We start from the raw sequence: 18,494 nt of genomic DNA, 5'->3' as shown, positions 1-18,494 counted from the left end.
CAAACATCCACCCGCAACTTGTCGCAGGGGCTTCAGCAAGGCAACTGTTCCAACCTAGCGCAGAGAACCAGCCGAAGCAAATCCGGGGTTCTGGCAACTTGGCTGCCAGGCGCTCATCGTCCTACCTCGTGTCCCCGCCATCTTGTGGCCGGGTCGGTGTCCGTGTCGCTCTGACTCGAACTAAGTTACGCAGCCCCGACGACGAAGTCAAATCGCCTGGTCGACCGGGCGTGCCGTGCGCGAGGCGATCGCCCCGCAACTTGTCAGCCCTCCGGACGCGCCGCCGTTCAGGCAAGCATCTCACCGGGAGACATGCCGGTCTCGCGTGGACACCGACCATCGGCCGATATACAGTTTTCCGACAATCAGCAATCGTTGAGCAAATATCATGTGGGAGAGGGGCCGTGGTGACCGACGATCTCGACTCGGTCGAACGTCGTGCGTGGGGCGCTGTGGTCACCCTCGTGATGCGGGTCCCCAGCGTGCTCGACTCCCGGCTGCAACGCGAGTTCGGGTTGACGCACTTCGAGTACCGGGTGCTGGCTCTGCTCCAGGATTCACCGGGCCACCGGATGCGGCTGAGCATGCTCGCCGCGCGCGGGCACGGTTCCATTTCGCGGGTCTCCCACGTGGTTTCCAAGCTCGAGCGGGTGGGGTTCGTCCGGCGGGTGGCCGTGACAACGGGTCGAGGGGTCGAGGCCGCGCTCACGCCGAGCGGGCTCGCCAAGGTCGTCGAGGCAACGCCGGACTACCTTGTGGCGGTCCGCAGACTGGTGCTCGACGGGCTCGACGAAGCACAGAAGGCCGAGCTCGCGGTGCTCGCCGAGAAGCTGTCGCATCACCTGATCGGCATGCTCGGCGACTCCCCTGTCGATAAGATCTCCGGCTGACATGACAACGCCGCCCGGCGAACAGCCGGGCGGCGTCGGGTATCGATCTCAGACGGCGCGCGGGTGCCAGGTCGCGATCGCCCAGATCACGACCACGTCCAGCACGATGATGATGATCGACCACCACGGGTAGTACGGCAGCCACAGGAAGTTCGCCACGATGGACAACGCGGCGATCAGCATGGCCGCCACCCGGCCCCACGTCTGGCCCGCGATCAGGCCGATCGCGACGATCACCACGATCGCGCCGAGGACGATGTGCCACCAACCCCAGCTGGTGAGGTCGAACTGGTAGGCGTACTCGGGCCCGACGACGATCAGATCGTCGTTGGCCACGGCGGAGATTCCCTGCAAGATCTGCAGCACACCGACGACCGCCAGCAGGATCCCGGCGGCGATGGAGGTGCCTGCCGCGATTCCGTCGCGGACTTCGTGTTGGTTCCTGTTGGTCATCACTCGGCCTTTCCGTCGATCAACGGACATGCCACTTCGGCATAGGCCAACGGTAGGAACCAGGTCCCCGGTTCACCTCACCCGTTGTGGGTGAATTCGTGGACCCGGTGCACCGGGCGAAGGGTCTTACCGAGGTCGGTGCGCAGGGTGAGCAAGGCATCGAGCAGGTAGTTCTGCCTGACCCGCCACGGATGACGGTCACCTTGCCTGGGGAACGCGGCGATCGAACGGAGGATGTAGCCGGCGTTCAGGTCGAGCAAAGGGTGCTGTTTCAGGTTGCGGCCCGGTTCGGGGACCACCGCGGGGGCGCCGGTGCGATCGAGATGGGTGAGCACCTTGCAGACCAGGCGGGAGGTGAGGTCGGCGCGCAGCGTCCAGGAGGCGTTGGTGTAGCCGACGCAGATCGCGAAATTCGGTAGCCCGGTGAGCATGGCGCCCTGCCAGACGAATTGGTCGGCGAGGTCGACCTGCTTTCCGTCGACCGAGGGGGCGATCCCGCCGAAGGCGAGCAACCGCAGGCCGGTGGCGGTGACGATGATGTCGGCGGGCACCGTCTGGCCCGAGGCGAGGCGGATTCCCTCGGGGACGAAGCTGTCGATGTGGTCGGTGACCACCGAGGCCTTGCCCTTCTTCAGCGCTTTGAAGAAGTCGGCGTCGGGGGCCGCGCACAGGCGCTGGTCCCACGGGTCGTAGTCGGGGGTGAAGTGCCGGGCGACGAGGTTCTCGTCTTTGAGAATGCGGGTGGCCAGGCCGGTGAGGAGTTTGCGCGCGGCGGCGGGGCGGCGGCGGCAGTACTGATAGAAACCGATGTTGAACAGGATGTTCTTGGTGCGGATCACGCGGTGCGCGAGGCCGGCGGGTAGCAGGCCGCGGATCTTGTCGGCCTGTTTGTCGCGGCCGGGAACCGGGCTGATCCAGGTGGGACTGCGCTGCAGCATGGTGACGTGCGCGGCCTCGGCAGCCAGATTGGGGACCAGGGTGACCGCGGTGGCGCCGCTGCCGATGACCACCACCCGCTTGTCGCGCACGTCGAGATCGGCGGGCCAGAACTGCGGGTGCACGATCGTGCCCGCGAACTCGGCGCGGCCGGGGAACTGCGGGTCGTGCGGCTGCTGATAGTCGTAATAGCCGGCGCAGGCGTAGAGGAAAGAGCAGGTCAGCGTACTGAGCTCGGGTCCGTCGGGGCCCTCGTGCGCGATGGTCAGCTGCCAGCGGGCCCGCGCCGACGACCAGTCGGCACCGATCACCCGTGACCCGAAACGGATGTGACGGTCGATGCCGTTCTCCACGGCCGTCTCGCGGATGTAGTCGAGGATCGAGGCGCCGTCGGCGATGGACCGCGCGGCCCGCCACGGCTTGAACGGGTAACCGAGGGTGAACATGTCCGAATCGGACCGGATTCCGGGGTAGCGGAACAAGTCCCAGGTACCACCGAGATCGGCGCGGGCCTCGAGAACGGCGTAGCTGCGGTGCGGATGCTCGGTCTGCAGCCGGTAGGCGGCCCCGATGCCGGACAGTCCGGCGCCGACGATGACGACGTCGAGGTGTTCGGGGCTTACGGCGGTGTCGGTCATGGGCACCAGTGTGCCTGCTCACGGGCGGTGGGAGAAGACGCTGATTTCGCCTATCGTCGGTGCGGTGTCGATCTTTCGACGTGCGGGATGGTTGCTCGTCGGCGCACTCGTCACCGTGCTCGCTGCCGCTGTCGCCGGGCTACCGGTCTTCGTGTACCCGCAAGTGGACCCTTTACGACCGGCCGACGTGATCGTGGTCCTCGGCGGAACGCCCTACGAACGATTCGACGTCGGCATCGAATTGGCCGAGCGCGGTTACGCGCCCGAGGTGCTGATCTCGCAGTCCACCGGTGCCGACGATCCGCTGATGGACAAGTACTGCGGGGGCCGATTCGCCTTCCGGGTGGCCTGTTTCGTGCCCGACCCCTGGACCACCGACGGCGAGGCGCGCGAAATAGTCAGGCGGGCAACGATTTACGGCTGGCGACATATCATCGTCGTCACGTTCACGCCGCATGTCTCGCGGGCGCGCTACATCGTCGGCCGGTGTTTCGAGGGCGAGATCACCATGGTCGCCAGCCCGACGCAGACGGGGCTCGGGTTCTGGAGCTGGATGTATGTGCGCCAATCCGCCGGGTACGTCCGGGCTTTCGTGAACCAGCACTGCGAACAGGACGCCTGAGAGTCAGCGGGTCGGCCCGAGATCGAGTCGCCGGGTGACGCGGTCGACGACGTCGGCGGGCATGCCAGGGTCACGGCGGGCGGCCAGCGCCTCACGTCGGCCCGCCTCGACCACGGCGGCGCGGACCGCACCGAGCTGCGCTACCGATCTGCGTTCCTTGTCCATGGCGGCCTTGGCGTCGGCGTCGGCGGCCTCCGGGTCGGCTTTGGCGGAGAGGCGGCGCAGCCTGGCCTTGATGTCCTCGTAGACGTCGTCGGGTAGGTCGTCGCGGGCGGCGATCATCTTCAGCTCGGCGAGTTCGGCGCCGACCACGCGCTCCCAGAGCTGCCGTTCGAGGGCCCGCTCCTGACGGGTGTCGGCGTGCACGCCGGTCAGGCGGACGACCAGTGGCAGGGTCGGGCCCTGCACGAGCAGGGTGAACAGGACGACCGAGAACGCGGCGAACAGAATTTCCGAGCGGGCGGGGAACTCGGCGCCGGAGTCGATGGTGAACGGAACCGCGAGGGCGAGTGCGACCGTCGCGACCCCGCGCATCCCCGCCCACCAGGTGACGATCACCTCCTGCCAGGTGAACGCGTCGTCCACATCGCGCCAGCGGTGGGTCACCGTCCACATGCCCATCAGCCAGACCAGCCGCAGCAGCACGACCACGGCGATCACCGCGACGCTCACACCGGCCAACGTGCGCCAGTTGTGGCCGGAGGTCTCGATGACCACCCGCAGTTCCAGCCCGATCAGCGCGAACGCGAAACCGGTGATGAGCATTTCGACGACGTCCCAGCACGAGTCGGCGATCAGCCGGTAGTCGCGGTCGCCGATCTCGGTCACCGCGTCGGTGAGGTACAGCGCGCACACCAGCACCGCGAGGACCGCCGAACCTTCGAAGTGTTCGGCGATGCCGTATGCGGCGAACGGCAGCAGCAGGCTCAGTGCCACCTGGGAGGTGGCGTCGTTCAGATAGCGGGTGAGTTTGCTCCCGAGCCAGCCGAGCAGCAGACCGACCAGCGCACCGGCGATCGCGGCGAGCGCGAAATCGCCGAGGGCATGCCACGGCGAGAACACGCCGGTGACGACCGCCTGGATACCGACCGTGTAGATGACGATCGCCGTGACGTCGTTGAACAGGCCCTCGCCGCCGAGGGTGACGATCAGGCGCCGGGGCAACCCGAGCCGGCCCGCCATCGACATGGCCGCGACCGGGTCGGGCGGGGCGACCAGCGCGCCGAGCACCACCCCCGCCGCCACCGCGACCGCCGGATTCCAGGCGTGGAAGACGACCGCGACCGCGAGGGCGGTGACGATGACGAGTCCGACCGCGCGCAGGGCGATGACCTGCCACTGTTCGGCGAACTGACGCCAGGACGTGCGCCGGGCGGCGGCGTAGAGCAGTGGTGGCAGGACCAGCGGGAGGATGAGATCGGGCGGGATGTTCAGGCTCGGCACCGCCGGGATCAGGGCGAGCAGGCAGCCGAACACCGTCATCAGGATCGAGGGTGCGAGTCCGAAGCGATCGCCGAGGGCTTCGGCCAGCACAGCGGCGAGCAGGATCACCAGAATCAGCACCAACTGGTCCATAACTGACCAGTGTCGGGGACCGCGGGCCGCGGACGCGGCAGACCCGCCGCCGCTCGCGCAGCTCAGCCGAGAGTCGCCGCTGCCGGTGGAAGCAGGATCGGGGGCAGGGGGAACGGGAGCTGGATGGCCGGTGGTGGGGGTGGTGGCGGAGGTGCGGGCTCGGGGACCGGGATGGGCTCGGGCGCCGGGACCGGCTCAGGAGGCGGAGGTGGGTCGTAGACCGGCGGTTCGTAAGCCGGGGGCGGCGGCTCGTAGGGAGCTTCGACCGGGGGTGGCGGCGGTGGGAGTTCAACCGGGACCGGTTCCGGCGGTGGGGGTGGTGGCAGGGCGGGAGTCGTGGGGGCCGGCGTGTCCGGGGCGCCTGCGGTGCAGCGCCAGTTGCCGTCGTCGTCGACCTGCCAGCGGGCGACGATGCCACCCGCCGAGCAATTGCCGCCCACACGCCTGGCAGGCCACGGCGGGTTCGGGTCCGTGTCGCTGACCTGCTGACCGTCGACCGACAGACCGTTCGACCCCATCGGATCGACCTCGGAGTTGTCGTCGTCGCCCTGATTCGCGCGCAGCACCAAACCGACGGCGACCACCAGGGCGAGCAGTGCGGCGAGCACCGCCGCTATCGCGATCGTCCGGGTACTGCTGGCGGGCTCCTCGTCGGGGCCCTCGCTGCTGCCTGCCATCGCACCGCCTTCGCCGCGGACTTGGACTCCCTCGTTCAGGGAGGCTACCGCAGAGTTGCTCGAAGGCCGACCGCGTTCGGTCCACTGTCACTGTGCAGGGACGATACCTATACACAGCGGTTGCCGAAAATTTACTTGATCGCGACCCTTACCTTTACCGAATCGGCGTCGGTGTTGTGCAGTGCCTGGGAAACGAGCGCGCTCAGATCCAGCTGCGGGCCGGTGGCGGTGACAGCCTCGGTGAGGGGGCGCAGCGCGGGCAGCAGGGCCGACAGCTCGGGACCGATCTCGTTCAGCTTCGCGACCAACTCGTTCAGGACGGGGACGAGCCCACCCTCGCGCAGGTACATCTCCGGGTCGCCCTCGGTGGCGCGGCCGACGGATTCGACGAACTGGTCGATCACCTGGCTCAGGCGGACGAACGCGGGCGCGGCGGCGGAGGTCGCCGGACCGGCCCAGGCGATGTCACCGGAGACGTATTCGAAGTTGTTCTGCAGTTCGGCGATGGCGGGTGCGCGGCTCATGATCGCCGCCGCGAGCAGGTCGCCGGCGCGGGCCAGTTCGGGGATCACGTTCTCGGTGCCGGTCATGGCGGTGCCGAGCGTGCCGACCAGCGAGTCGACCACCGTCGGGTCGAGTTGTTCGACGGTCTTGGTGACCAGGCGCGCCACCTCGGGAATCGACATCGGGGTTCGCACGTTCTCCCCCGCCAGCCGCTGCCCGTCGGTCAGGTACGGCCCGTCGGTGCTCGGCGGCACGAACTGCACGTACGGCTCACCGAGGGAGGACAGGTGCTCGATGGTGACGATGCTGCTCATCGGCACCTTGTGGTCGGCACCCACGCGGAAACCCACGCGCACTCCCCCGCGCGCGTCGGTGTCGACGGCGGTGACCTCGCCGATCTCGATGCCGGTCAGCAGGATCGGCGATCCGACGCTGAGGCCGCCCGAGTCGGCGACCTCGAGGGACGCCTCGGTGTAGTCGGCCAGCGGGTCGACGCGCACCACCCCGAAGGTCAGATAGGTCGCGCCGAGCACGGTGATGGCGGCGATGCCGCTGAGCGAGGCGAGTGCTCCGATCTTCATCGCACCATTCCGATCATCCGCAGGGCGGTCACGATCTGGTCCAGCTGCTCCTGTTCGGAGACCTGCACTCCGGTGACGTTCACCTTCGGGCCGCGCTCGGCGAAGGGAATGATCTTGTCGCGCAACAGGTCGGTGAGCAGGGCCATATTGGTCGGGTTCCGCAGGTCGGGCGAGGTGCCGATCAGCAGCGGCAGGAAGGCGGTCGCGGCCGCGTCACCCGAATTCGCCAGCGGCGCGAGCCAAGCCATGGAGTGCGCGAGCGGGCCGAGGGCGTTGAAGATGACCATCGTCTTGGCGATGGAGTCCTGGGTGCCCGACAGCGCGCGCACCGCCTCGGGGGTGAGGATATCGGTGAGTTCGCCTTCGATGTTGTGCATGATCTCGGCGTTGGCGGCGAGCCCGTTGACCAGCAGGTCCACCTGGTCGAGGTTGGCGGCCAGGTCGGCGGCGTCGGCACCCATCACCGCCGAGATGCGGGCGGTCTCACGCGGATCCTGCGGCATCACCGAGTTCACCCGGGCGATCATGTCCTGCAGCTGACCGATCGCGCCGCCCTGCACGAACAGCGCCATGGTCGCCATCGTGTCTTCCAGCTGCACAGGGGGTTTGGTTCGCTCGATGGGGATGGTCCCGCCGTCGCGCAGCAGCTGACCGAAACCGTCCTTGGGCGTGGTCAACGCGACGTGGATATCGCCGAGAATGGTGTCCTGGCGTAGTTCGGCGATGGTCGATGCGGGCAGCGAGACCGACTCGAGGATGTCGGCCTCGACGACGACGTAACCACCGCGACCGGCGGGCGCGTCGGCGGGCTGGACCACGCGCACGTCGGTGACGGTGCCGATCTCGGCGCCGTTGGCGATCACCTTCGACTTCGACGGCAGGTTCAGCGCGCTGGCGAACTCGATGTGGACGCGGTAGGTGTCACCGCTGACCGACGATCCAGGGACCGGCACATCGGCCGGATCGAAACCGCAGCCGCCGACGGCGAGACCGGCGGCTACAACTAGCGCGATCATGGTGCGACGCATACTCTTTCGCGACCTGATCATCGGGCACCTGCCATTCCGAGCACTACTTGCACGAGGTTCACATCGGTCAATCCCGCGGCGGGATCGGGGCATTGGCCCGGCAGCGCCGCGTTGAGGGCGGCGCACACCTGGTCGGCCTCACCCGTGGGCAGGGCGACCTTCGGCGGGGCGTAGGTGATTGCGGTGCCACCTGCCGCGCTCTGGAAGGCGGAGGTGAGCGCGGGCAGTTTCAGCACCACATCGCGCAGCGAACCGACGTTGGCGCGCAACATCTTCACCAGCGGGACGGCGCCGTCGAGGGTGCCGATGAGCGGATCGCCGAGGATGGTGGTGAGGTCGTTGAGCATCGGCAGCAGTTCGCCGAGCCCGTCGAACAGCGAGGTGGCGGGGCCGAGCAGGTCGTCGGAGGCCATGTTCAGCAGCGGTGCGAGCCGGGTGAGCATGGACTGCAGGTCACCCCAGTTCGCGGCGACGCGATTGGACACCGACGCGAAGGCGTCGAAAAGGCCTGCGAGATGGCCGATGTCGGCGTCCGGCTTGTTCATCGCCGAACCGAGTTCGGTGATGAGCTCGTTGACGGTCGGGCCGGTGCCCTGCGTGGCACGGTCCAAGGCGCCGAGGCCGTCGACCAGGGCGGTCGGCTGACCCGAGTTGGTGCCCGAGAGCTGTTCGGACAGGCTCGCCAGGGCGGTGAGGGTTTCGGTGATGCTCTTGGGCGTCAGCGTTTTGGTGATGCAGCCGCCCTCGAACTTGCGGGTGTCCTTGCCGCTGGCCAGCACGGCCAGATTGCGATCCGCCGCAACGGAATACGCGACAGTTGTCGCCGAAGCGTCGGCGTAGACGGGGTATTCGGCGTCGACCTCGAAATCGACACGCACCTTCGGGCCTTCGTTGCGGACCGAGGTCACCTCACCGACGGAGATACCGCGCATGGTGATGTGGTTGCCCGGGTAAAGGCCGACCGCGTCGGGCATGAGCGCGCAATAGGACTCGGTCTTCTTCAACGGATCGAAGGCGATGAAGTAGCCGCCGGTGACGAGCGCGACGAGCACCGCGACACCGGCGATCGACATGAACGCCTGCGATCCGAGGAGCTTTTTCAGCATCAGCACGCCTTCCCCGGCAGCGGCACGCACACCCGTGCGTCCGACTGGTCGACGACCACGCCGGCCTCGGGCGTCACCAGCTGCGACAACTTGGTCTGCAATTCGTGCACCGTTGCGATCACCGGCTCGAACCGGCCGGTGAGTTCCTGGAGCCGGGGTAGTGCGTCGGCCAGCGCCTGTGCCTGCGGTTTCAAGGTGGACTCCCAGCCCGGGGCAAGGGTGGCGAGGCGGTTGACGACCGACACGAGCAGCCGGACCGCCTCGGCCGCCTCGGCCTGCTTGCTCAGCAGCACGTCCTCGAGCAGGTTGACGTTGTTCATCAGCCTGCCGAGATCGGACTTGGCGCCGTCGTACATGGAGATGTACTCGTCGAGGATCGCGATGGACTTCGACACCTGCGAACGCTGGCGGTCGAGCATGTCGACGTACTTGCCGACCGTGTCCAAGGTGGTGCGCAGCGCCTCCGGCGAGTTCTGCAACGCGGTGTTGGCGGCGGCCAGATTCTGGCGAACCGTCGCGCCGTCGACGGCGGCCAGCGGCGCGGTGGCGTCCTGGAAGGTCTCGATCAGACTGTAGGGCAGGCGGATTCGGTCGGCAGGAATCGCCTCATCGCCCAGCGGCTCCGAACCGGCGGGGTACAGCGCGACGTAGTGGCCGCCGACGACGGTGAGCATGCGGACGTCGAGGGAGGTCTGATCGCCGACGAACACATCGTTGTTCACGGTGAACCGCATGATCACTTTGTCGGGCTTCAGTTCGAGGTCGGTGACGCTGCCGACCGAGATACCGGCCAGGCGCACGTCGTCGCCCTCACGTACCGACTGGGCTTCGGTGAGCTCGGCGGTGTAGGTGTTCTTGCCGAGCGGCACCACGTACACCACGCCCGCGGCGATGATGAACAGCACCACGGCGGTCAGGCCGATGATGCCCATCCGCAGCTCACGGGCGCGTTTGCCCGCTTCGTCGAGGATCGGGCGATCACCGGAGAAGAATTTCAGCGGTTGCATACGGTGACCTTCTGTCCGGCGATCAGCACCTGCAGCGGCGCGGGCACCTCGGCGGCGCCGTTGCTGCAGTGCGGCGTGAAGTCGGTGAAACCGCGCGAGAGCGAGGAGTCGACGGTGGCCAACAGACCGGGCAGGCGGCCGAAAACCTCCACGGCCTCCTGCGGATTCGGGAAAAGGGCGCGGATCATCGCGTCGACATCGGCGCCGCCGCCCTCGACCAGGCCGAGCGAGGCGAGCAGCCGGTCGACCGGCGCGAGCACCGAGGGCGCGCTCATCGCGAAGTCGGCGACGCCGCCGATATTGCGCTGCATCGCCTCGAAGATGTCGGTGAGCCGGGCCAGCAGCGGCAGCAGGTGACCGACCCGGCCGCCGTGCCGGTCGGCCAGATCCGACAGGTTGCGGATGAGCGTGGAGATCACCTGCTGGCGGTTCTCGGCGTAGGAGGCGAGTTCGTCGATGGCGGTGAGCGCGGGGCCGAGGCCGCTGCCGTCGCCCTCGATCACGGCGAGCATGCTCGCGGTGAACTGGTTGATCGCCTCGGGCGACAGCGTCGCGAGCACCGGCTTGAGACCACTGAACAGGCTGGTCACGTCGAAGGACGGCACGGTCATGTGCGCGCCGATGCGGGCGCCCGCGGCGATGCGGGTGCCGGGGTTGGGCGCCTGCTGCAGGTCGACATAGCGCTGGCCGGTGAGGTTCTGGTAGCGGATGGCCAGCTTGGAGTTGTCGTAGATCGGCGTATCGGTCTTGACCGTCAGGCGCACCTTGGCCTTGTCGCCCTCGAGCCCGATCTTCTCGACCTTGCCCACCTGCACACCGAACATGCGCACGTCGTTGCCGACCTTGAGGCCGTTGGCGTCGGTGAACAGCACGTCGTGGGCGTTGGTGTCACCGGAGACGGGACGTTTGATGAGCGTGAAGACCAGACCGAGCACGGCGACCATCACCAGCGTGAACACGCCGAGGCGCAGTGCGACACCGCGAATCTTCATCACGCACCGCCCTTTCCGAACAGCGGGACCGCGATGGCGGGCACACCGCTGAGCTCGACATCGAGGTTGAGCACGGGGCCGTCCGGGCCGTCGGGCATGGCGCCGCGCAGGTTCCGCAGCAGCGCGGTGAGTTCGGCGCCGGTATGGCGCGAATTCGGCGACATCTGCGCCAGCGCGAGCAGCATCGGCGCCAGCATGTCGGTCGACTCGGCGAGGTGGCCGCCCGCGGTGCTCAAGGTGGTGGTCAGGGCGGGCAGCAGGCTGCCGCCGATCACGCCGACCCCGATGTCGTAGCGATCCTTGTCGGTCTGGGTCACCTTGATCTCGCTGAGCTGGTCGATCACCTGCATGGTCGCGCCGGCGAACTGGCCGCCGCCGTCGAAGGCTGGGCCGAGCTTGCCGAACAGTTCCGAGGGCGCGACGTCCTGGTTGTCGGCGATGGTCTTGGCCACCGTGATGAGCGCCTGGACCAGCGGGGTGAAGGCCTTGAAGTCGGCGGCGAGCTGGGAGATCACCGTCGCCATCTGCGGGCTCGTCACGGTCATGCCGACCTGCGAGAGACTGCGCAGGATCGCGCTCATGGTCGCGTCGTAGACCCGGGCATTGTTCTGGCCGGTCAGATCGAGCACCGCGCCTGCCCGCAGCGGTGCCCCGCCGGGGCCGCGCCGCAGTTCGATCTCGGCGATGCCGAACAGATTGGTCGGCGCGTAGTCGATGGCGAGGCTGTCGTCGATGCCGTGCAGGCGGTTCTCGTCGAGCAGCAGCGCGATCTGCTGGGTGCCGCGCTCGCCGGGGATCACCTCGGCGACCTCGCCGACGGTGACGCCGTCGACGCGGACCTGGCTGCCCGATTCGATGCCGTCACCGAGGTGCTCGGTGCGCAGCGCGATCCGCAGCCCCTCCTCGGAGCGAACGTTGGAGTACGTGATGTAGCCGAGCGCGACCACCGCGATCACCGCGAGGATGACGACACCGGTCAGGCGCGAGGTGCGCCGATTCGCCGCGACGCCGGGCATTCCGTAATTCGGCACTAGCTCACCCCGTAAAACTGATCGCCGAGTTGAAGCCCCACAGCATGATCGACAGCACCATGTCGATGGCGACGATGGCCACCGAGCTGGCCCGCACCGCGCGACCCGAGGCGATGCCGACGCCCTCGGGTCCGCCGGTGGCGAAGAACCCGAAGTAGCTGTGCACCAGGATCACGACCGTGCCGAACACGGCGACCTTGATGACCGCCGCGATCATGTCGAAGCCGGAGATGAACTGGAAGAAGTAGTGGTCGTACACGCCCGCCGACTGTCCGTAGACCATGGTGAGCAGGCCGCGGCAGGCGCCGTAGGACAGGATCAGCGCGATCAGGAAGGTCGGCACGATCGCGATGGCGCCGGCGATCACGCGGGTGGTGACCACGAACGGCACCGAGCGCAGGCCGAGCGCCTCGATCGCGTCGATCTCCTCGGAGATGCGCATCGAGCCGATCTCGGCGGTGATCCGGCAGCCCGCCTGGGCCGCGAATCCGATGGCGGCCGCGATGGGGGCCAGCTCACGGGTGGTGGCGTAGGCGGAGATGACGCCGGTGACCGGGCCCATGCCGAGCATGTCCAGCGAAGCGAAGGACTCGACGCCGACCGAGGCGCCCATCACCAGCCCGAGCACGATCATCATCGGCACGGTCCCGCCGCCGACGATGATCGAGCCGCGACCCCAGGTCATATCGGTGACCGCGCGCAGCGTCTCGTCGCGGTAGCGGCGCAGCGTCAGCGGCACCGAGGACAGCACCTGCCAGACGAACACGGCGACGAAGCCGAGCGATTCGCCCGCGCCGACGATCCGTCTGCCGAGGCGCGCGGGTGTTCGCAGCCAGTGCAGCGAGGTGGGGAGATAGGAGGAGGCAGCCATCACGCCAACTTCGTCGGCAGGAACATGGCGCTGATCTGGGTGGCCAGCAGGTTCACGATCGCGATCGAGACCACCGAGAGCACCACCGCCGCGTTCACCGCGTCGGCCACACCGCGCGGGCCGCCCTTGGCCTCGAGGCCGCGCTGGCACGAGATGACGACGACGAGGAACCCGAAGATCAAAGCCTTGAGCAGCGACACCCAGACATCGCCCGCGGTCGCGAAGGAACCGAAGGTGGACCAGTAGCTGCCGGGCGTCACGCCCTGACCGCCGACCGCCACCGCGTACCCGGCGAGCACGCCGACGAAGATGATGAGCACGTTGAGCATCGGGGCGACGATCAGCATCGCCATCATGCGCGGGATCACCAGCCGGTGCACCGGGCTGATGCCCATGGTGTTGAGCGCGTCGATCTCCTCGCGGATGGTCCTGGCGCCCAGGTCGGCCGCGATGGCCGCCGCGCCCGCACCGCCGAGCAGGAAGCCGGTCGCGATGGGGGCGCCCTGCTTGATGACGCCGAGGCCGCCGGTGGCGCCGAGCATGGAGTCGGCGCCGAGGCTGTGGATGAGGTTGCCCACCTGGACCGAGACGATCACGCCGAACGGGATCGCCATGAGCACGGCCGGGATGGCGGTCACGGTGATGAGGCGCCAGGCCTGCACGAGGGTCTCGCGCCATTGGAACTGGCGGCGGGCCACGTCGGCGACGGTGCCGGTGACCGACTCCTGCGCGAGGTCGACCGCACGCCCGAAGGTCCGCAGCGACGACACCACCGTGGCGGTGAAGTTCTCGCGGACGATCTGGGTAGCGGAATCCGTCTTCGCGGAATGCAGATCGGTCGACATCAGAAATGCCTCCGGCCCGCTTGCGAAGCGCGGGGCAGGGTGAAATTCATACCGCACTCTCTGGCTTCGGCGTCGGTGCCAACTCCAGCAAGCTAACCGGTACTCTGCGTCACAACAAAATTTCGGGTGGGTGACCCTCGTCGCTTTTCCACTGTTTCGATGACAGGATCACGCGGGTTGTGATCCGCGCCACCGCACCTACGGGCTTGCGGCGAGGAACACGAAAGCCGCGAACAACGCCAGGTGCACACCGCCCTGCAGCAAGGTGGCCCGACCTGGCACAACGGTCAGCGTGCCGACCACGAAGGTCAGCGCGAGCAGCACCATCTGGGTCGCGCCGAGACCGAGGACCAGTGGTCCGCTCAGCCAGATCGTGGCGATCGCGATCACCGGAATCGTGAGCCCGATGCTGGCCATCGCCGAACCCAGCGCCAGGTTCAGACCGATCTGCACTTGGTTGCGGCGCGCGGAGTTGACCGCGGCCAGCGTCTCGGGCAGCAACACGAGCATCGCGATCACCACACCGACCGCGGCCTGGGGCAGCCCTGCCGAGGCGATGCCCGACTCCAGCGCGGGCGAGACAACCTTCGCCAGGCCGACGACACAGACCAGAGCGAGCACGAGCATGCCCAGGCTGATCAGGGCGATCCGGTTCGACGGCAGCTCCGCGTGCATCCCCTCGTCCTCGTCGATCGCGCCGCTGGCCTCCACCGGGAGGAAATCGTCAGGGTGACGCACGGTCTGCACCATCACGAACAGCCCGTAGAGCGCCAGGGAGGCGACCGCGGCGAAGGCGAGCTGCGCCGGTGAGAACTCCGGGCCGGGCTTGCTCGTGGTGAAGGTCGGCAGCACCAGACTCAGCGTCGCCAAAGTGGCCACCGTCGCCAGGGCCGCGCCCGTGCCCTCGGGATTGAACACCGCTATCCGACGCCGCAGCGCGCCGACCAGCAGCACGAGACCGAAGATGCCGTTGCAGGTGATCATCACCGCCGCGAAGACCGTGTCGCGAGCCAGCGACGCCGCCTTGTCACCACCGGAGATCATCATGGTGACGATCAGGGCCACCTCGATCACGGTGACCGCCACCGCGAGGATCAGCGCACCGTACGGTTCGCCGACCCGATGGGCCACCACCTCGGCGTGATAAACCGCCGAGAGCACCGCCCCGACCAGCACGGCACTGACCACCGCCACCACCACGCCCGGTATGTCGCGCCCCCACGTGACGGCGAGGACGAGCGCGGCGAGAATCGGTACGAAGAGGGTCCATCTGGTCGTCAATGCGGCGATCATGATCTCCATCGTTCCAGGTGCCCGGCACCAGCGGCCGGATGCGCGGCCGCGAACATACGCCGATGGATTCACAGTCGCGCTGCGATGGGGAACAATTCAGCGCGTGCGGACCCAGTTCACCCTCGAGCTCTTGGCGCTGTCCAACGAACTCACCCACATGTCGCGGCTGGCCCATGACGCGACCGAGCGGATCACCGAGGCCCTGGCGGGCGCCGATTTGGCGGCCACCTACGAGGTTTTCGCGCTCGACGAGCGGCTACAGCAGATGTTCGCCGCCTGCGAGTCACGCACCATGGCACTACTCGCCCTGCAGGCGCCGGTCGCCCGGGACCTGCGCCACGTGGTCACGGCCATCCAGGTGGCCGGTGAACTCTCGCGCATCGGGCGGCGCACGGAAGCCGCGGGACAGTACGTGTATCGCGCTCACCCCGACGCCGTCGCACCGGCGCCGGTGATGCAGGCACTGGTGGCGATGGGCGGCCTCGCGGCTGAATGTGTTGCCCGGGTAAGTGATTCGGTCGCCACGGGCCGATTCGTCGAGGACGACGGTTCCGACGCGGCCGCCATGGATGACCTGTTCAAACAGCTGAACTCCGTACTCACCGCAGCCGAAGCCGGTATCGATACCGCGGCCGCCATCGATCTGGCCCTGCTGGGCAGCCAGTTCCAGCGGTGCGTGGATCACGCCGCCCGTATCGCCCGGCTGATCCGCTTCCTGGACACCGGAATTCCCACCGAATCCGGTTCGCTACCCGACTGAGCGGGTACGTGATAGGCGAACGCTATTGAGCTGCAATCCGTTTGCCCTGGCCTGTGCCGAATGTCATAGGCGACAATGACCGACGGACCGGTGTTCGCCCCGTAGGTTGTGCCGGTTCGCAGTTCGACGAAGGCACAGGTGGTACGGGCATGAAGTGGTCCTCGATCAGCGGCTCACCGGTCGGGCGCGCAGTGCTCGCACTGGCCGCCGCGATGGTTGTCGCGCTGGTGGTGACAGTCGCGAATTCGCTGCTGGACAAGGTGAATCCGACCGCGCCCGGCCCCGGCTCCGCGGGCGCGGCCACGGTGTCGGGCAAGGAGATCGGCGATCTGGTCGCCACCCTCGTCGTCGCCAAGGAAGGTCCGATGACGGGCTACACCCGCGAGAAGTTCCCGCACTGGGACACCAACAAGCCCGAACACGGCTTCACCGGCGACCTCGCCACGTACACCAAATGCACCAGCCGCGACGTGATGATGCTGCGCGACGCCACCGGCAAGGTCACCCTCGACCCCAAAACCTGTGAACTGACAGTGCCTTCGGGGGCCGGCTGGCAGGACCGCTACGGCTTCATCGACAAGAAGACCGGGCAGCTCGGCCCCTACAAGTTCATCACCGACCCGTCGAAGGTCGACGCCGAACACATCGTCGCCCTCGCCGAGGCCTGGCGTTCCGGTGCCGCCGACCGCGACGAGGACACCCGCCGCCGCATCGCCAACGACGCGATGAACCTGGTCGCCGCCGACCCGTCGGCCAACCGGTCCAAGGGCGACCAGGACCCCGCGAACTACCTGCCGCCCGGCAACTTCCGGTGTGCCTATATCGAGCACTACGTGAAGGTCAAGATAAAGTACGCACTGACCGTTGATACCGCCGAGCACACCGCGTTGCGCACCGCAGTCGACGACTGCCTCCGCCGAGGAGAGTTCAAATAAGCGAGCCCATCGAGATCACCGCCGAATGCGCCGTCATGACCGAAGAGGAAGGGACGGTGTCGGGCGAGCTCGACGTCATGCTCGACGACGCGGGTAAAGGCCTGGTCCGCTACCGCGGCACCGACACCTGGTACACCATCGGCAATATCGAGGCCGAACCGCCGCGCACCTGGGAGTGCGTAGCCGACCTCGTGAAAGCGATCAAGAAGGTGGCGGGCACCCGCGACGTGGCCGGGAACACGGTGGTCTTCGAGGCCTGAGCGTCCGGCTGGCAATCTGGTAGTCATGCCCATCGACTACCACTCCCCCCGGGTCGCCTGGTCCGGGCTCGGCCACCGGATACCGCTCGCGGCCGCGCTCGTCGCCACCGCCCTTGCCCTGTTCGGACTGCTCACCTGGGTGGTCGCCGGCAATATGGACGGCACACCGTGGGATGTGCGGGTGCTCGACTGGATGATCGCGCACCGCGGCGAACCGCTGACCACGGTGGCGCGGGTGATCACCGACCTCGGCGGCACCGTGGCGATGACGATTCTGGCCCTCGTCACGGTGATCTGGTTACTCGCCCGGCGCGATCTGCCGGTGGCCGCGCTGGTCGGTGTCACCTCGCTCGGCGCGGGCGCGTTGGTGTGGGGCATCAAGCGGATCGTCGACCGGCATCGTCCGCCGATGGAGTCACGGCTGGTCACCGAGCTGAGTCTGTCGTATCCGTCGGGACATTCGCTCGGGTCGGCGGCGGTGGTCGGGGTGGTGGCGATCGCGCTCGTCCCGCGCCTGCGCCGGGTCTGGGTGCGCCGCACCGCAATCGGCCTGGCGGTGGCTTTCCCGATCGCGGTCGGGCTGTCGCGGGTGTATCTCGGGGTGCACTGGACCACCGACGTGCTGGCGGGCTGGATCGTCGGTCTGCTCTGGCTGACACTGAGCGTCACCCTGTTCATCCGCCTGCACGCGCGCAGCACGACCCGCCCCTAGTCGGCGCGTGCCGCTCATCTGGCAAGGAGTTCGCTGATGACGGTGGAACCGAGCGTCGCATTGATCGTGCTGTGCGTGGCCATGGTGGTCGCGGCGGCACTGGTGTACCGGTTCACCGGAATCGGTACACCGTTCGTGGTACCGAAGGCCGCGTTCCGTGCGGTGCTGCAACTGGGTCTGATCGCGTTGATTCTCGCGGCCGCGCTCCGGCATCTGTGGTCGGCCGCGCTCGTGCTGCTGGTCATGTTCGGCGCGGCCGTATTCACCGCCGTCCGGCGGGCGCAGGCGGGCCGCTCCGGGATCTGGCTCGGGTCGGCCGTCGCGACCGGGATCGCGGCGGTGATGCCGGCGACCCTGCTCAGCGGCGCGGTGCCGATCCACGGCGTCACGCTGGTGTCGATCGGCGGCATCCTGCTGGGCGGCACCATGACCTCCACCTCGCTGGCGGCCCGGCGCGGGCTCGATGCCATCGGCCAGCGCTGGGGTGAGGTGGAGGCGGCTCTGAGTCTGGGATTCACCGATCGCCCGGCCCGCAAGATGGTGCTCACGGGCGCGGCGACGGACGCGCTGATCCCCGGTGTCGACCAGGCCCGAACGGTCGGGTTGGTCACCCTGCCCGGCGCGTTCATCGGTGTGCTGCTCACCAGTGGGTCCGCCGCGCAGGCCGGTGCGGTACAGGTGCTCGTGCTGATCGGGTTGATGCTGTCGGAGGCGTGCGCGGTGGCGGTGACGCTCGAATTGGTCGCGCGCGCCTTAGTCCGCCGCCCGCGCCCCTGAT

At 68.0% G+C, this 18,494-nt stretch carries 20 protein-coding genes; 7 read left to right on the top strand and 13 right to left on the bottom strand.

Annotated elements, in window-relative coordinates; translation table 11 throughout:
* Positions 1–407 precede the first annotated feature (407 nt).
* Positions 408–890: a MarR family winged helix-turn-helix transcriptional regulator gene (locus NI2_RS30980; protein ID WP_067498408.1), complete on the top strand. Its 483-nt coding sequence runs from the start codon at positions 408–410 to the stop codon at positions 888–890.
* 48 nt (positions 891–938) lie between these two features.
* Here NI2_RS30980 and NI2_RS30975 read toward each other — a convergent pair whose 3' ends face one another.
* A complete protein-coding gene (locus NI2_RS30975) occupies positions 939–1,343 on the bottom strand; it encodes a DUF7144 family membrane protein (protein ID WP_067498377.1) in 405 nt (134 codons plus the stop codon).
* 77 nt (positions 1,344–1,420) lie between these two features.
* Positions 1,421–2,917, bottom strand: coding sequence for a flavin-containing monooxygenase (locus tag NI2_RS30970; protein WP_067498374.1), 1,497 nt, complete (start codon positions 2,915–2,917; stop codon positions 1,421–1,423).
* Positions 2,918–2,981: 64 nt separating this feature from the next.
* On the opposite strand from NI2_RS30970, the gene NI2_RS30965 reads away from it, so the two are divergent.
* On the top strand, positions 2,982–3,539 hold the full coding sequence (locus NI2_RS30965) for a YdcF family protein (RefSeq protein WP_084457591.1): 558 nt from the start codon (positions 2,982–2,984) through the stop codon (positions 3,537–3,539).
* Between the two features lie 3 nt (positions 3,540–3,542).
* On the opposite strand, the gene NI2_RS30960 is transcribed toward NI2_RS30965, so the two are convergent.
* From NI2_RS30960 to NI2_RS30910, 11 genes are all read right to left on the bottom strand, one after another.
* Entirely contained in the window at positions 3,543–5,114 is a 1,572-nt protein-coding gene (locus tag NI2_RS30960; RefSeq protein WP_067498370.1) for a Na+/H+ antiporter, read from the bottom strand.
* Between the two features lie 62 nt (positions 5,115–5,176).
* Complete coding sequence (locus tag NI2_RS30955; RefSeq protein WP_067498368.1) at positions 5,177–5,791, bottom strand: hypothetical protein; 615 nt, start codon at positions 5,789–5,791, stop codon at positions 5,177–5,179.
* Between the two features lie 131 nt (positions 5,792–5,922).
* Positions 5,923–6,876 carry an MlaD family protein gene (locus NI2_RS30950; RefSeq protein WP_067498359.1) on the bottom strand — a complete coding sequence of 318 codons (954 nt, stop codon included), beginning with the start codon at positions 6,874–6,876 and terminating at the stop codon, positions 5,923–5,925.
* Positions 6,873–7,892 (bottom strand): MlaD family protein, encoded by a 1,020-nt coding sequence (locus NI2_RS30945; RefSeq protein ID WP_084477029.1) that lies wholly within the window; start codon positions 7,890–7,892, stop codon positions 6,873–6,875. Before NI2_RS30945 ends, NI2_RS30950 begins: the two co-directional genes overlap by 4 nt.
* 29 nt (positions 7,893–7,921) lie before the next feature.
* Positions 7,922–9,010: an MlaD family protein gene (locus NI2_RS30940; RefSeq protein WP_067498406.1), complete on the bottom strand. Its 1,089-nt coding sequence runs from the start codon at positions 9,008–9,010 to the stop codon at positions 7,922–7,924.
* A complete protein-coding gene (locus tag NI2_RS30935) occupies positions 9,010–10,017 on the bottom strand; it encodes an MlaD family protein (RefSeq protein WP_067498353.1) in 1,008 nt (335 codons plus the stop codon). Before NI2_RS30935 ends, NI2_RS30940 begins: the two co-directional genes overlap by 1 nt.
* On the bottom strand, positions 10,005–11,009 hold the full coding sequence (locus tag NI2_RS30930; protein WP_067498351.1) for an MlaD family protein: 1,005 nt from the start codon (positions 11,007–11,009) through the stop codon (positions 10,005–10,007). The genes NI2_RS30935 and NI2_RS30930 overlap by 13 nt, the downstream gene beginning before the upstream one ends.
* Positions 11,009–12,040 (bottom strand): MlaD family protein, encoded by a 1,032-nt coding sequence (locus NI2_RS30925; RefSeq protein WP_243750147.1) that lies wholly within the window; start codon positions 12,038–12,040, stop codon positions 11,009–11,011. Before NI2_RS30925 ends, NI2_RS30930 begins: the two co-directional genes overlap by 1 nt.
* 4 nt (positions 12,041–12,044) lie before the next feature.
* Positions 12,045–12,911 (bottom strand): MlaE family ABC transporter permease, encoded by an 867-nt coding sequence (locus NI2_RS30920; protein WP_067498346.1) that lies wholly within the window; start codon positions 12,909–12,911, stop codon positions 12,045–12,047.
* Positions 12,911–13,756 carry an MlaE family ABC transporter permease gene (locus tag NI2_RS30915; protein WP_067498343.1) on the bottom strand — a complete coding sequence of 282 codons (846 nt, stop codon included), beginning with the start codon at positions 13,754–13,756 and terminating at the stop codon, positions 12,911–12,913. The genes NI2_RS30920 and NI2_RS30915 overlap by 1 nt, the downstream gene beginning before the upstream one ends.
* A gap of 198 nt (positions 13,757–13,954) precedes the next feature.
* A complete protein-coding gene (locus tag NI2_RS30910) occupies positions 13,955–15,049 on the bottom strand; it encodes a calcium:cation antiporter (protein ID WP_208115428.1) in 1,095 nt (364 codons plus the stop codon).
* 103 nt (positions 15,050–15,152) lie between these two features.
* Here NI2_RS30910 and NI2_RS30905 point away from each other — a divergent pair, with 103 nt between their 5' ends.
* From NI2_RS30905 to NI2_RS30885, 5 genes are all read left to right on the top strand, one after another.
* Positions 15,153–15,809: a phosphate signaling complex PhoU family protein gene (locus NI2_RS30905; protein WP_067498337.1), complete on the top strand. Its 657-nt coding sequence runs from the start codon at positions 15,153–15,155 to the stop codon at positions 15,807–15,809.
* 149 nt (positions 15,810–15,958) lie between these two features.
* On the top strand, positions 15,959–16,744 hold the full coding sequence (locus tag NI2_RS30900) for an HNH endonuclease family protein (protein WP_067498334.1): 786 nt from the start codon (positions 15,959–15,961) through the stop codon (positions 16,742–16,744).
* A 35-nt stretch (positions 16,745–16,779) separates the two neighbouring features.
* Complete coding sequence (locus NI2_RS30895; RefSeq protein WP_084477023.1) at positions 16,780–17,004, top strand: hypothetical protein; 225 nt, start codon at positions 16,780–16,782, stop codon at positions 17,002–17,004.
* Positions 17,005–17,029: 25 nt separating this feature from the next.
* A complete protein-coding gene (locus NI2_RS30890; protein ID WP_084477021.1) occupies positions 17,030–17,716 on the top strand; it encodes a phosphatase PAP2 family protein in 687 nt (228 codons plus the stop codon).
* A gap of 36 nt (positions 17,717–17,752) precedes the next feature.
* Positions 17,753–18,493 carry an ABC transporter permease gene (locus NI2_RS30885; protein ID WP_067498328.1) on the top strand — a complete coding sequence of 247 codons (741 nt, stop codon included), beginning with the start codon at positions 17,753–17,755 and terminating at the stop codon, positions 18,491–18,493.
* Position 18,494 lies beyond the last annotated feature (1 nt).

The organism is Nocardia ignorata NBRC 108230 (assembly GCF_001612905.1).
Classification (GTDB): domain Bacteria; phylum Actinomycetota; class Actinomycetes; order Mycobacteriales; family Mycobacteriaceae; genus Nocardia; species Nocardia ignorata.
The sequence above is the reverse complement of the archived record's forward strand: the minus strand, read 5'-3'. Positions and strand labels throughout refer to the sequence as shown.

Excerpts from the sequence above, each read along its gene's own strand:
- NI2_RS30900 (WP_067498334.1), top strand. The coding sequence starts at position 15,959 with ATGAAGTGGTCCTCGATCAGCGGCTCACCGGTCGGGCGCGCAGTGCTC.
- NI2_RS30945 (WP_084477029.1), bottom strand. The coding sequence starts at position 7,892 with ATGATCGCGCTAGTTGTAGCCGCCGGTCTCGCCGTCGGCGGCTGCGGT.
- NI2_RS30940 (WP_067498406.1), bottom strand. The coding sequence starts at position 9,010 with ATGCTGAAAAAGCTCCTCGGATCGCAGGCGTTCATGTCGATCGCCGGT.
- NI2_RS30920 (WP_067498346.1), bottom strand. The coding sequence starts at position 12,911 with ATGGCTGCCTCCTCCTATCTCCCCACCTCGCTGCACTGGCTGCGAACA.
- NI2_RS30970 (WP_067498374.1), bottom strand. The coding sequence starts at position 2,917 with ATGACCGACACCGCCGTAAGCCCCGAACACCTCGACGTCGTCATCGTC.
- NI2_RS30930 (WP_067498351.1), bottom strand. The coding sequence starts at position 11,009 with ATGAAGATTCGCGGTGTCGCACTGCGCCTCGGCGTGTTCACGCTGGTG.
- NI2_RS30915 (WP_067498343.1), bottom strand. The coding sequence starts at position 13,756 with ATGTCGACCGATCTGCATTCCGCGAAGACGGATTCCGCTACCCAGATC.
- NI2_RS30950 (WP_067498359.1), bottom strand. The coding sequence starts at position 6,876 with ATGAAGATCGGAGCACTCGCCTCGCTCAGCGGCATCGCCGCCATCACC.
- NI2_RS30895 (WP_084477023.1), top strand. The coding sequence starts at position 16,780 with ATGACCGAAGAGGAAGGGACGGTGTCGGGCGAGCTCGACGTCATGCTC.
- NI2_RS30885 (WP_067498328.1), top strand. The coding sequence starts at position 17,753 with ATGACGGTGGAACCGAGCGTCGCATTGATCGTGCTGTGCGTGGCCATG.
- NI2_RS30910 (WP_208115428.1), bottom strand. The coding sequence starts at position 15,049 with ATGATCGCCGCATTGACGACCAGATGGACCCTCTTCGTACCGATTCTC.
- NI2_RS30975 (WP_067498377.1), bottom strand. The coding sequence starts at position 1,343 with ATGACCAACAGGAACCAACACGAAGTCCGCGACGGAATCGCGGCAGGC.
- NI2_RS30955 (WP_067498368.1), bottom strand. The coding sequence starts at position 5,791 with ATGGCAGGCAGCAGCGAGGGCCCCGACGAGGAGCCCGCCAGCAGTACC.
- NI2_RS30890 (WP_084477021.1), top strand. The coding sequence starts at position 17,030 with ATGCCCATCGACTACCACTCCCCCCGGGTCGCCTGGTCCGGGCTCGGC.
- NI2_RS30960 (WP_067498370.1), bottom strand. The coding sequence starts at position 5,114 with ATGGACCAGTTGGTGCTGATTCTGGTGATCCTGCTCGCCGCTGTGCTG.
- NI2_RS30935 (WP_067498353.1), bottom strand. The coding sequence starts at position 10,017 with ATGCAACCGCTGAAATTCTTCTCCGGTGATCGCCCGATCCTCGACGAA.